Genomic DNA, 12,523 nt, shown 5'->3' on the forward strand with positions numbered 1-12,523 from the left:
CTGACCTGATGTGAGGCAAGGAGAACGCGGCGCCTCACCACAGCCGCTCCCAGCTCCGAGAACGGTGGCGGTTTCAAAGGGTCGCGGTGCCGAGGTCACGGACCACTTGGGCCAGGGCGCGAATCTGTTCGGAGTCGGTGTCGCTTCGCCAGACGAGGCCCCAGCGCAGGCGGGGAGCATCGTGGATGGGCAGGTAGCGGATGTCTGGGCGGGCGTAGTACCGCGCGGCGTGGGCACCCAGGTGGTGCACAGCCTCTCCGGAGCCGACGGTGATGAGGATGTCGTCCATACCCCGGGCGGCCGGGCCGCGCTCGACGCGGCGACCGCGGGGAGTGTGGAACGGCAGGAAGGCATCCTCCCAGTAGTCCGGCAGGGGCGTAGACGGGCCGAGTACGGCGAAATCGCCCAGGGCTTCGATCGAGACGGATTGGTGCACGGCCAGTTCGTGGCCGGGTGCGGCGAGCAGTACCCGAGGCTCGGTGAAGACCGCGGGGCCGACGGTGAGGTCGGGCTCCCGCACCGGCAGCCAGGAGAGCAGCACGTCCACGGATCCGTTGCGCAGCGGCTCGAACGGGCTGATGAACGGGTTGTGGCGGATCTGCAGTCCCCACTGCGGGTGGCGGGCGCGGAATGCCTGCCAGTAGCAGCGCAGGTCGTAGGCGTTGCCGGGCAGCATGCCGACGCGCAGGACGGCGGTCGCGCCCTGCGCGGTCAGCCTGGCTCGCTGCACGCTGTCGTGCAGCCCCCGGTAGGCGGGTAGCAGATCGCCGTACAGCCGTTCGCCGATCGCGGTGAGACGAACGCTGCGGCTGGTGCGATCGAACAACCTCGCGCCGATCTCGCGCTCCTGCCTCCTGATCGCCTGGCTGACCCGCGCCGGGCTCACATGCAGCCGGTCAGCGGTCCTGCCGAAATGCAGCTCCTCGGCGAGCGTCAGAAATATCTCGACGTCGCGCAGCTCCATCACGCCTCCCTAGTCGTGAACCACGGTGTCAACCAGCGATGCGGAAAGGAGCCGCTGGCGCGTCTCGGCCCGGAGGCATGTCCCGGCAGTTCCGTCCAGCCTCGCCGAGTTCACGGTGTGCCATCGACTGCCGTGGGTGAGCTCGGCCGGCCCGATCGGCCCGGGCGCCACGAACTGTGGGCCCGGCCGTACGCCTGGGCGTGTGATGGCGGTGGACCTCTGCGGGTGTCCACGACGGATGCCGCCCGCAGGCGCGGCGGGCGCACAGGAGAAGGACACGGCTCTCGTGTCAGCCCCGCCCACAGTCTCACCGTCACCGTCGCGCGAACCCGCTGATGAGGCCGAGGCAGGCAAGCCGGTCGCAAGGGTCGAATGAGTCTGGTAAGTGCCAATTCGTTCTTACCCCACCGGCCTCATGGAGATCGCCCAGAAGTCGGCGTAGCGGCCACCACGGCGCAGCAGATCGTCGTGGCTGCCGTCCTCCACAATCCGACCACCATCGAGAAACACGACGCGGTCGGCGCGTCGGACGGTACGCAGCCGATGCGCCACCATCACCACCGTCCGGCCCGCCATCAGACGGTCAATGCCCTCGTGGACGGCCGCCTCGCTCACCGGGTCCAGTGCGGAGGTCACCTCGTCGAGGAGCACGATGGGGGCGTCCTTCAGCAGCGCTCGCGCAATCGAGACCCGCTGGCGCTCACCACCTGAGAGGAGTGCGCCGCCCTCACCGACATTCGTCGCCCACCCGTCGGGCAGTCTCTCGATCACCTCGTCCAGCCGCGCTGCGGTCGCGGCTGCCCGCACCTCGTCTTCACCGGCGTCTGGACGACCGAGACGCACGTTCTCCTCGATAGTGCCGTCGAAGAGATAGACGTCCTGGAAGACGATGGCCATCTGCGCCATCAACACCTCGGTGTCGATAGCGCGCACGTCCGCGCCACCCACGCGCACCGCGCCCGCGTGTACGTCGTAGGACCGCGCGAGCAACTGCAGCAGCGTGGTCTTGCCCGCACCCGATGGTCCGACGACGGCGAGCCGCTGTCCTTCCGGTACGGACAGCGACACACCGTCGAGCACCGTACGGTCGCCGTGCCGAAAGACGACGGAGGTGAACTCCAGGCCATGGCCGACCGGCTGGACCGGTTGACGAGGCTCCGGGAGCGGCTCGGTGCTCAACACCGCATCGAGCCGCGTCAGCTCCGCGCGTGCGGCGCGAATCTTGCCACCGAACTCCGCCAGCGACAGCAGCGGATCCGCGCAGCGCGCGGCCAGCACCAGGATCGTCAGGACCTCCGCCGCGCCGATGTTCCCGCTGAGCACGAGATAGGCGCCCAGGGCCAGCAGAGCGGTAAACATGGCCTGCACCGTGAACGCCGACCCCAACGCTCCGGGCAGGGCCTTGAGCGAGGAACGGCGGGCCGCACGCTGGACCTCGCGCAACGAGTCGTCGAGCAGTTGGAAGCGCTCGCCGGTCCGGCCACCGGCGCGCAGCACCGGCTGTGCCTGCAGGTACTCGATGACTCGCCCGGTGGCCGCACGGTCGCGCGCGCCGCGCTCGGCGTCGGTGGCAGCCGTCGAGCGTCCCGTCCAGATCTGGACCGCTGCCACGATCGGTACGGCGACCAGCGCGGCCAAGCCCATCCGCCAGTTGAAGGCGAGCATCACGACGACGATGGTCAGGGGCGTCACGCAGGCGGTGATGAGTGGTCCGAGCAGATGCGCCGCCACGCTCATCGCCTGTAGGAGACCTCGGCTGGCAAGGATGGACACCTCCCCGACCCGTCCGGCGCTGTACCAGCCCATCGGAATCCGGGCCAAGTGCTCACCGAGGCGGTGGTACATGCCCCGCAGCATCGTGGTCCCGACGCGGAATCCGGACAGGTTGCTGAGGTACTGCAGTACCGCGTAGACCGCGACCGCCGCTCCGAACGCGATCAGCCAGGGCCACGCATCCGCCGGGCTGCTGCCGAAGAGTGTTCGTAGGACGGGCACCAGTAGTGCGTAGGACAGGCCCTCGACGATCGCGGTCGTCGCCATCAGGGCCACGGTGCGGCGCATCCTCGGGGCGTACCCCTCCCCCAGCACGCGCAGCAGCATTCGAATCATCGGGACTCGTCTCCTCGCAGTACGCCACCGCGGTTCTCGCTCTCGCCGGCGAGCGCGGATTGGTGGGCTTGCCAGAACGCCGCGAACCTTCCGCCCTGGGCCAGCAGATCGGCGGGTCGGCCGCGCTCGGCGATCGACCCGTTCTCCAGCACGACGACGGTGTCGGCATCGGCGATCGTCTCCAGACGATGCGCGATGACCAGAATCGTCCGATCGGCCGACAACGTTGCCAGTGCCTGGCGCACCGCCTGCTCGGTCTGCGGGTCGACGAAGGCGGTCGCCTCGTCGAGCACCAGCACCGGCGTGTCGGCGAGCAACGCTCGGGCGATCGAGATCCGCTGCGCCTCGCCGCCTGACAGCTTGACGTCTTCGCCGATCACCGTCTCGTACCCGCGCGGCAACTCGAGGATGCGGTCGTGGATGTTCGCGAGCCGGGCGGCGCGAACCACGTCGTCGAGGCCGGCACGTGGCACCGCCAGGGCTATGTTGTCCGCGACCGACGCGCGCAGCAGGCGGACCTCCTGGAAGACGAAGGAAACTCTCCGGTAGAGCTCCTCGCTGGCGATCTCGCGCAGATCCACCCCGCCAAGCGTGACCGAACCGTGCGTCGGGTCGAAGAACCGCGGTAACAGCTGAACCAGCGTGGACTTCCCGCTCCCCGACGGCCCCACGACCGCGGTCACCGTCCCCGGTTCGAGCACCAGATCTATCCCGTGGAGCACCTCGTGATCGTTCTCGTAACCGAACCGGACGTCGCGCAGTTCCACCCGGTGACCCTTCGGCGTGACCGGGCGGGCGGGCTCGGGCAGGGACTCCACCGAGAACACCTCCCGGATCCGGCCGAGCGCGCGTGCGGCGGCGCGCATGTCATCGAAGCCGTGACCGAGGGCCGCCAACGGTGCGGTCAGGCCGAGTCCGAGCAGAAGAAAGGGCAGCAGGTCGGCCGGGGGCATATCGCCCCGGGTGATGAGAGCCGCACCACCGATCAGCACCACCAGAAGCACGAACGGCGGCGACAGCGCCAACGCCATCCCCGCGGCGATCGGCGAGAGGCCGATCACCCAGTTGAGGAAGATGCCGACGAAGTCCTCCACGGCCGTGGAGAACTTCCGGTGGGCGCGCCCGGATCCGCCGAACGCCTTGATGACTGCGATGCCCTGCACGAACTCGACGACGGAGTTCGCGATGCGGCCCATACCGCGATCGAACTCCTTCTCCTCGCGCTGCCGGGCCGGGGTCATCATCAGGGGAACCAGTGCCATCGCCAGGACTACCGGAATCAGCGTGATCAGCGTGAGCCGCCAGTCAACGGTGACGAGATAGGCCAGCGACACCAGCGGCACCACGAACGCGGAGACGATCTCGCCGGGGGTGTGCGCGATGAAGGGATGCACGGCACTCACGTCTTCCCCGACCAGCTTCGTCAGCTCGCCGGTCCGGCGTTGTGAGAACCACCCGATCGGCACGCGTCCCAGCCGCGCCGCCAGAGCCCGTCGAAACGACAGTTGCACCTGGTTGTCCACGAGATGCCCGATCCCGGAGGATGCGGTCGTGAACAGCAGCCGGACGAACAGACCGGCCGCACCCACGATCACGACGGGCCAGACGTGTCCCTCAGCGAGCGGGCCGGGCGCCAACAGGGTGCGGCCCAGTTCGACGACCGCCAGCAGCGGCGCCAGACCCGCGACGGCGCCGATCACCTGCAGGACTACCACAGCCGCGAAACTCCACAGATGTCGGCGCAGCAACCGCGCCACGCTGTGCCCCGCCGCGGAGCCGGCATCCGGCAGCGGCGCGGACCGCACTTCCGCCTCGGCAAGGCCGGTGGTGGTCATCACTCTCCCGTCTTCGTCAATCTCGTCGTGAAATCGTGGCCGGCGCGACCACCCACCCGTTGCACACACGGCGCAGCGTGCCGAGTCCCGCGTTCCACCCCGGTGACATCTCGGCGGACAGAAGCGCCGGCGGTCGCGTGAACGTGCCTGCCAGGCCGCTGGTGCGGCATGCCGGGCACGCCCGCCCTCGGCGTGCGCAGCGCGTAGCCGAAGGCGGACGTGCAGCCCGGGTGGTGCCGCGGCGCCGCCGTGACCCTGTCCCGGTCAATCCAGCGACCTCGATCAGCCAGCGTGCGCACTCTGGCTACGGACGTCGCTGCCGCGAGGCATGCCTTGCCTGGGCGTTTGTGTTACCCGCACATCGCCCGCTGGTAGAGGGCCGACAGCGCATCATCGATCGGGTGGGGCTGCGGCTTTCCCGAGGAGTCCAGCTTGTTCCACCTCACGAGGTTCATCGCCACGGACAACTGCCGCTTGCCGTCGGAGCTGGTCAGGACCATGGTCTCGGCCCCCCAGACGGTGCCGTCGTGACCCCAGAAGGTGCCGCAGTCGGGGATCGTGACTCGAAGGAGACCCAGGCCGTAGTCCTTCGTCTTGTAGCCGTCCTGACCGAGAACCGGATTGGTGCGCTGCATCTGCGCAAGTGACGACGGCTTGACGAGCTTGCCGCTGAAGAGCAGCCGGTAGAAGCGGTTCATGTCCTCGACGGTCGATACCAGGGCGGCCCCCGTACCTACCCAGGACATGTTGTAGACGCTGTAGTCGCGCGGCGGGTCGATCACGCCGAACAGCCCCTCGTACATCCGCGAGTGCGGCCCCTTGACGCGCATCCCCGTCGGGAATTCGGTGTTCCGCAGCCCCGCGCGTTCAATGACATTCCGGGTGATGTATCCCTCCGCCGTGTCACCGGTCACCTGCTCCAGGAGTTCGCCGAGGAGGAGGTAGTTGGTGTTGGAATACACCCCCGTGGGGCCACCGGGCTCGCCGGCGGGTGGCGCCTCGACCCCCATCTTGATCAGCTCGGCTGGGCTGAACTGCCTGGACCGGTTGTCGTCAAGGCTCTTGGCCGCCGTGGCGGAAGGGAACTCCTGCAGGGAGGGAAACGCGTAGGGCAGGTATTCGGGGAAGCCGCTGGTGTGGTTGAGCAGCATCCGAACCGTGATCCTGTCGCCCCGTTGTCCCGGCACCAGCTGCGGCAGGTAGCGGCCGATCGGCGCGTCGAGCTCGATCCGCCCCTTCTCGACCTCCTGCATCACCGCAACGGCGGTGAAGGTCTTCGTGATGCTGCCGACACGGTGTCGCATGTCGGGCCTGACGGGGCGGCCAGTCTTGACGTCGGCGACCCCGGAGGCGTCGCGCCATACCTGGCCACCGTGGCGCACCTCGGCAAACACGCCCGGCATCCCCGCGCGGTGGACACCGTCCAGGGCGGACTTCAGCTTCCCAGCGTCAATGCTGGACGACCGGACCGTGCTGCCGGCCAGCACGCTTCCTCGGTCTGCGGGCACAGAACCCGCCGCCACCACGCCCGCGCTGATACTCAGCACGGCAGCGCTCGCCCATGCCGTTAGTTGAATCTTCAAAACACCCTGTCCTCTCCTACTTGTGGGTGCGCCGGGCACTTCCCTGATCCTCTGGCCATCTCCGCCCCCGTCAGCCTGTGCACGGTGCAGGGCTCGCCGGGTCGCCCCAGGCTCATATCCCCCGTCGAGAACCCGGTCCCTTCGCACCGGCTCGAGTCCCTGAGCTCTTCCGGTTGGCATCCGATTCACGGATCGCCGTCGGCCGAGCCAGCGCAACACGCCCGGACGAATCCGGCAGCCCTCACCCACGCGGCCACCCCAGCCCATCGATCGCGGCAAGCGCACCCGTCGCGATCGAAGGCAGTCGGCGCCGGCGGCCCAAGCTGACGCGCATGCAACTGCGCCAGCAAGAACTCCGCCTCGAGCGCCATCGGAAGCTCCTCCCGAGAGGGCTTTAGGAACGCGTTCCGAAACTTAGCACGGGCATGGGATCTTGTCGAACCACTGGTCGCATGCAACCTGTCGAGGCGGCCCGGACGGCTCCGGGCACGAGGAGTCAGCGCTACACCCCACGACCGCGTGGCTGACTGGGATCGAAGCCGAGTTCGCCGCCGTGCGCTGCCATCGGGCGGCTACATCCGCTGGCACAACCACCGCGCCCGACAAAAGTCCGGATTCGCGATCAACTCCAAGGTCTGCCACCCGGACCACCCGTTCAAGGCTGCATGACGAGGCGCTGGGTTCATCCGGAGAGTCCATCCAACTGGACCTCCGCGTTTCTGCGGACGTGGTCGACGGGGTCGCTGTCACGCAGCTGCCTGACGAGATCGACGAGACCGGGATAAGGGAAATAACCCGTTGCGATGATCACGGACTGGCGACCTGGTGGATCTCGGTCTTGCCATCCAGCGTGACCCAACTGTCGATGTACGCCCCGGCCTCGCGCCTTTGCGCCTGCTCCAGAATCCAACCCCGCTGCATCGAAACGAAGTCGACATCATCCGATGTGAAACTGGCCTTGATAACCAAACGTTCGATGAAGTCCGTCATCGCGGCACTCCGCTCAAGCTGTACGACGCGACGCCGGTCGCCCGCGCAATCGAAGGTGATGATGCCGTATGTCCCGTCGGGCGGCGTCGCCTTCACGACCGGGCCCATCACCGTCCTAGGTGTACGTTGTGGTGTGGCCAGCCCGCCGCAGGACGGTGAGGGCGATCAGGGCGGCGGCGACCAGGAGCGCGGCGCTGAGGGTCAGGCCGAGCGCGTACCCGTCGTTGAGGGCGTCCCGCGAGACGGACTGGCCGGTACGGTGGTGGGCGGCGGTGCCGAGGGCGGCCAGCCCGAGCGAGGCCCCGATCTGGCGTGAGCTGTTGAGCAGCCCCGACGCGGTGCCGGTCTCGCTGGGCGCGACGCCGACGGTAGCGGTCGAGACCACAGGCCCGAGGCAGAGCCCGAAGCCGATGCTCGCAACGATCGAGGGCCCCAGGACGTCGGTGGTGAAGGTGCCGTCCGGGCTGATCAGGCCGAACCAGGCGAAACCGGCTGCGGTCAGCAGCCCACCGACCACCAGAAGAGTACGGGGAGCGAAACGATAGCCGAGCTTGATGGCGAGCACGGACCCGGCGATCACACCGAGGGCGAACGGCAGGAACTGGACTCCGGTAAGGGCCGGCCCGGTCCCGAGGACTCGTTGCAGGTAGAGGGACATGAAGTAGAAGGCCGAGGCCATGGCGGCGCCGACCAGGAGGTTGTAGGCGTTCGCGCCAGCAACTGAGCGGCTGGCGAGCAGACCCAGCCTGATCAGCGGTTCCCGGGTGGTGGTCCGCTGGATGAAGATGAACAGGGCCAGCAGCACGACGGCAGTCGCCAGGGTCGTCAGGGTGACCGGCGAGGTCCACGAGTACCGTTCGGTGCGGACGACGCCGAACACGAGCAGGGTCATTCCGGCTGTCGCCAGAATCGGGCCCAGCACGTCGGGACGGCCTTCTCGAGCAGGGGGCGCGTCAACGGGGACACCGTTCCAGGCGAAGGCCAGCGCGCAAACGGCGATCGGCAGGTTGACGAACATCACCCAGCGCCAGCCGGCGTACTCGGTGAGCAGGCCGCCGATCAGGACGCCGAGGGCGCCGCCGGCGGCGTTCATCGCGCTCCATACGCCGAACGCCCGAATGCGGGCCTTCCCTGCGGGGTACGCCCGGGTCAGGAGCGCCAGCGCGGCCGGCGCCAGCGCGGCCGCCCCGATCCCCTGCGCGGCGCGGGCAGCTATCAGATGTCCCGGCTGCTGGGCGAAGCCGCCAGCCAGGGAGGCGAGGCCGAACACGGCGAGCCCCATCAGCAGTACCCGCTTGTGGCCGTATCGGTCGGCCGTCTTGCCGCCGAGCAGGAGCAGCCCGCCGAAGGTGAGAGCGTAGGCGTGGATCACCCAGGTCAGGTTCACCGCGCTGAAGCCGAGGCCCTCAGCGATCTGCGGAAGTCCGACGTTGACGACAGAGAGGTCCAGCGACACCAGGAACTGCACCAGGGCTACCGCGGCGAGGGTAGGTCCTGGCCGAACATCCGGGTCGATGGCCTTTTCTTCGCTTGCTGATCCCGTGCTGGTCAACTGTCTCAGTCCTCCGGGCTGTTCGATCGCTCGTGGCATGCGGGTGCCCGGTCTCGGGCGCGAGCGGCGGTGGTCCGCGGGTTCTCGGGCTCGCCGAGCGCAGCGCCTGGCGGTTGTTGACCCGAAGCGCCGTCAAGGCCGACGACGAAGGATCCACACCGGCTGGCCACATGTTCGGCACACCGGCGGCCAATCGCCCTCCGACAAGATCGGAGGTCGATGGCATTACAGGCTTTAGGAACGCGTTCGGAAACTAGCATGGGAACGGGCGTCGCCAACACGCAGACCGACCCAAATCGCTGGCGCCGATCCGGGACAGCATGATGGGACAATGCCTCGACCTGACGCACCGCACGGCCGCACCGGCCGGCCACCGGTGACATCCCGTACGCAGATCCTGGCCGCGGCCCGCCACATCATCGATCGCGACGGGTGGGAGAAGCTGAGCATTCGCCGACTGGCCGCCGAGCTGGGCATCGGGGCCACGACCCTGTACCACCACGTACGGGACCGGGAAGATCTGCTCATCCAACTGCTCAATGAACACGCCGATCAGACCCTGCACCGTGAACTGCCCAGTGAGCCGCGAGACCGCATCATCGCGGCAGCTACCGCGATCCACGATTCACTCGCCGCCTGGCCATGGGCGGCAGAGGTCCTCACGGCCGACGGCTTCCTCGGCCGCCTCGGCGGTTCCGCTCTGTGGATGGTCGAGGCCATCGTCTCCGGGGCGATTGACTACGGATGCACGCCGGAGCAGGCCGTCCACGTCTTCCGCAGCATCTGGTACTACACCGTGGGCGAAATCCTGGTTCGCGCCCACTCCGGCGGCCAGCGGGCCGGCGGGGGCTCAACCGCCCACCTCGACACCTTCTTCGCCAACGTCGACAAGTCCCAGCTGCCACGCCTGGCCGGAATCGGTGACCAATGGCCAGCACTGGCTTCGCGAAACACTTACCCCCAGGGACTCCGCCAGTTCGTTGACGGACTGCTTCCGAAGACCCCACTTCCCACTTGATCATGCCGGCCGGTGGCTGGCGCCACCAAAGCCGTGGTCTGCCTACTGGCCGAATGTGGAGCGCAGGTTCGCATTGATCGGTTCGTTGAGCCGCTCGCGCAGGTGCCCCGAACAGCGACGGCTCGAGCGGACGGTCAGGAACTGTCCGACAGACCTGTCGAGTGGTCCTTGTCTGTCGCTCGCGCCGCGGCACTCTTGTGCCACCACCCGAACCGGCCGGCTCGGGTGGTGGCACAAGGCACTCGGCCAGGGCCTCTGATGCGGTCCGTACCGCGGCGATTCAATGGCTGGCTCGCCAAAGCCGGGTCGGCCAGGGCGAAGTCGAACGTCGATGCCGCGTATAGGCCAGTCCCGCCGGTGTCGACGGCGAGGTGAGCGCTCATGCGCGGCGGACGACGCGATGCGACAGCGCGGCTGCGCTCGCATCCGGTCGGGCTGCCGGAGTGAGCAGGACGTCAGAGCGTCAGGATGATCTTTCCCTTGGCGCGGCCGGCCTGGCCGATCTCGTGGGCCGTAGCGACCTGTTCGAGGGGCAGCACCGTGTCCACCTCGACGCGGAGCTGCCCCGCGCCGACCAGGCCGGCGAGGGACGTGAGCCCGGCGCTGTCCGGCTCGACGATCATGAATCGGGCACGCTTGCCCTCCCGGGCCGCCTCCTCCTCCAGGTACGTCTCGGCCGGTGAGGCGAGGGCGACCAGGATGCCGCCCGGGCGCAAGGTCCGCAGCGAGCGAGGCCCATACTCGCCGCCGATCGAGTCCATGACCACGTCGAGGTCGTGGAGGCGCTCGGCGAAGTCCGTCGTCGTGTAGTCGATAACCTCGTCGGCGCCCAACCCACGGACGAACGGGTGCTTGGCGGCGCTTGCGGTGCCGATGACGTACGCGCCGCGCGCCTTGGCGATCTGCACGGCGAGGTGGCCGACGCCGCCCGCGGCCGCGTGAACCAGTACCCGCTGGCCCGGACGGACGTCGGCGATGTCGACGAGGGCCTGCCATGCAGTAAGTCCGGCGAGCCCCAGACCGGCCGCCTCGACGTGGGACAGTCCGGCGGGCTTGCGGGCAAGGTGCCGCGACGGTGCCGTGACGTACTCGGCGTAGGTGCCGGCCGCCCGCGGTAGCAGTGGCATGCCGAAGACCTCGTCACCGGGCCGGAACAGCGCGGCGCCGACACCGACGGCCTCGACCACGCCGGACAGGTCCCAGCCCAGCCGCACCGGCCGGCCGAGCAGGCCGCCGGTCGCGCGGTGCCAGAAGTCGGTCGGGTTGACGCCGGTCGCGTGGACCCGGACGAGTACCTCCGCCGGGCCGGGCTCGGGACGGTCGACCTCCACCAGCTTGAGAACTTCGGGCCCGCCGAACCGGTCCTGTTCGATCGCACGCATCGCATGCCTTTCTGTTCATTTTCGGTGTGCGCGATCACTCTGCCGAAGTCGCTGTCGGGGTTCGAGTGGCCAGATCGCCAATATGTGGAAGGATCTGGCCATGCATCGCGTGGTTGTCCTGGCGCTCGACGGCGTGTACCCGTTCGAGTTGAGCATCCCCGTCCGCATCTTCGGTACCGCCGTCGGTCCCGACGGCGAGCCGCTCTACGAGGTCATCACCTGCAGTGTCGACGGCAAACCAGTCGCCACGAGCGCCGACTTCGCCGTTGCCGTCCAGCACGGCGCCGAGGCGATCGACACGGCGGACACCCTCGTGCTGCCACCCTTCACCTGCGAGCCCGGCGACCGGGACTGGCTACCCGAACCGGTCGCGGCGGCGCTGCGCCGGCTGCGGCCGGGTGCCCGGATCGTCTCCATCTGCACCGCCTCCTACGCGCTGGCCGCCGCCGGGCTGCTCGACGGCCGGCCGGCGACCACCCACTGGAACAACGCCGTGCACTTCCAGAGCACGTTCCCGAACGTGAAGGTCGAGGCGGACGTGCTCTTCATCGACGACGGGAATGTGCTCACCGCGGCGGGCGTCGCATCCGGCGTCGACCTGTGCCTACACCTCGTGCGCCGCGACCACGGCAGCGCCGCGGCCAACCGGGTGGCCCGGCTGTGCGTCGTGCCACCGTGGCGCGAAGGCGGCCAGGCGCAGTTCATCGACCATCCGATGCCCGAGCCGACGAACGCGACCACGTCCGAGACCCGGCAGTGGGCACTCAGTCAGTTGTACCGGCCAGTCACCCTCGCTGAGCTGGCCCGGCACGCGCGGATGAGCGTACGGACATTCTCGCGCCGCTTCCGCGCCGAGGTCGGCATGACACCGGGGCAGTGGCTCACGCGGCAGCGGGTCGAGTACGCCCGGCGTCTGCTGGAGACCACCGACCTGCCGGTGGACTCGGTCGCCGCCGAGGCCGGCTTCGGCACCGCCGCGTCACTGCGTCAGCACCTGGCCAGCGCGATCGGCGTCTCGCCGACGGCGTACCGGCAGACGTTTCGCACCACGGTGCCCGCGGCCCGCGCGTCGTGACCGGTGGCCCGACCT

9 protein-coding genes are annotated in these 12,523 nt (G+C 68.8%); 2 read left to right on the forward strand and 7 right to left on the reverse strand.

Going from position 1 to position 12,523, the window contains the following annotated elements; genetic code table 11:
• Positions 1–73: 73 nt before the first annotated feature.
• The 6 genes from ACSNOB_RS03235 to ACSNOB_RS03260 form a co-directional block, all read right to left on the reverse strand.
• On the reverse strand, positions 74–964 hold the full coding sequence (locus tag ACSNOB_RS03235; protein ID WP_436685081.1) for a LysR family transcriptional regulator: 891 nt from the start codon (positions 962–964) through the stop codon (positions 74–76).
• A 399-nt stretch (positions 965–1,363) separates the two neighbouring features.
• Positions 1,364–3,073, reverse strand: coding sequence for an ABC transporter ATP-binding protein (locus ACSNOB_RS03240; RefSeq protein WP_436685082.1), 1,710 nt, complete (start codon positions 3,071–3,073; stop codon positions 1,364–1,366).
• Entirely contained in the window at positions 3,070–4,908 is a 1,839-nt protein-coding gene (locus ACSNOB_RS03245; RefSeq protein ID WP_436685083.1) for an ABC transporter ATP-binding protein, read from the reverse strand. Before ACSNOB_RS03245 ends, ACSNOB_RS03240 begins: the two co-directional genes overlap by 4 nt.
• A gap of 350 nt (positions 4,909–5,258) precedes the next feature.
• The gene (locus ACSNOB_RS03250; protein ID WP_436685084.1) at positions 5,259–6,455 is read right to left on the reverse strand and encodes a serine hydrolase domain-containing protein; all 1,197 of its coding nucleotides are present in this window, start codon (positions 6,453–6,455) and stop codon (positions 5,259–5,261) included.
• 843 nt (positions 6,456–7,298) lie between these two features.
• Positions 7,299–7,592: a hypothetical protein gene (locus ACSNOB_RS03255; RefSeq protein ID WP_436685085.1), complete on the reverse strand. Its 294-nt coding sequence runs from the start codon at positions 7,590–7,592 to the stop codon at positions 7,299–7,301.
• Between the two features lie 4 nt (positions 7,593–7,596).
• Positions 7,597–9,033 (reverse strand): MFS transporter, encoded by a 1,437-nt coding sequence (locus ACSNOB_RS03260; protein WP_436685086.1) that lies wholly within the window; start codon positions 9,031–9,033, stop codon positions 7,597–7,599.
• Between the two features lie 331 nt (positions 9,034–9,364).
• Between ACSNOB_RS03260 and ACSNOB_RS03265 the strand changes: the two genes are divergently transcribed.
• Positions 9,365–10,051 carry a TetR/AcrR family transcriptional regulator gene (locus ACSNOB_RS03265; protein ID WP_436685087.1) on the forward strand — a complete coding sequence of 229 codons (687 nt, stop codon included), beginning with the start codon at positions 9,365–9,367 and terminating at the stop codon, positions 10,049–10,051.
• A 455-nt stretch (positions 10,052–10,506) separates the two neighbouring features.
• On the opposite strand, the gene ACSNOB_RS03270 is transcribed toward ACSNOB_RS03265, so the two are convergent.
• Entirely contained in the window at positions 10,507–11,433 is a 927-nt protein-coding gene (locus ACSNOB_RS03270; protein ID WP_436685088.1) for an NADP-dependent oxidoreductase, read from the reverse strand.
• 100 nt (positions 11,434–11,533) lie between these two features.
• Here ACSNOB_RS03270 and ACSNOB_RS03275 point away from each other — a divergent pair, with 100 nt between their 5' ends.
• A complete protein-coding gene (locus ACSNOB_RS03275) occupies positions 11,534–12,508 on the forward strand; it encodes a GlxA family transcriptional regulator (RefSeq protein WP_436685089.1) in 975 nt (324 codons plus the stop codon).
• Positions 12,509–12,523 lie beyond the last annotated feature (15 nt).

The organism is Micromonospora sp. URMC 106 (assembly GCF_051386395.1).
Taxonomy (GTDB): Bacteria; Actinomycetota; Actinomycetes; order Mycobacteriales; family Micromonosporaceae; genus Micromonospora.

What these genes read in the sequence shown, in the direction of transcription:
- ACSNOB_RS03235 (WP_436685081.1), bottom strand. Translation starts at nt 964, where the DNA reads ATGGAGCTGCGCGACGTCGAGATATTTCTGACGCTCGCCGAGGAGCTG.
- ACSNOB_RS03240 (WP_436685082.1), bottom strand. Translation starts at nt 3,073, where the DNA reads ATGATTCGAATGCTGCTGCGCGTGCTGGGGGAGGGGTACGCCCCGAGG.
- ACSNOB_RS03245 (WP_436685083.1), bottom strand. Translation starts at nt 4,908, where the DNA reads ATGACCACCACCGGCCTTGCCGAGGCGGAAGTGCGGTCCGCGCCGCTG.
- ACSNOB_RS03265 (WP_436685087.1), top strand. Translation starts at nt 9,365, where the DNA reads ATGCCTCGACCTGACGCACCGCACGGCCGCACCGGCCGGCCACCGGTG.
- ACSNOB_RS03270 (WP_436685088.1), bottom strand. Translation starts at nt 11,433, where the DNA reads ATGCGTGCGATCGAACAGGACCGGTTCGGCGGGCCCGAAGTTCTCAAG.
- ACSNOB_RS03275 (WP_436685089.1), top strand. Translation starts at nt 11,534, where the DNA reads ATGCATCGCGTGGTTGTCCTGGCGCTCGACGGCGTGTACCCGTTCGAG.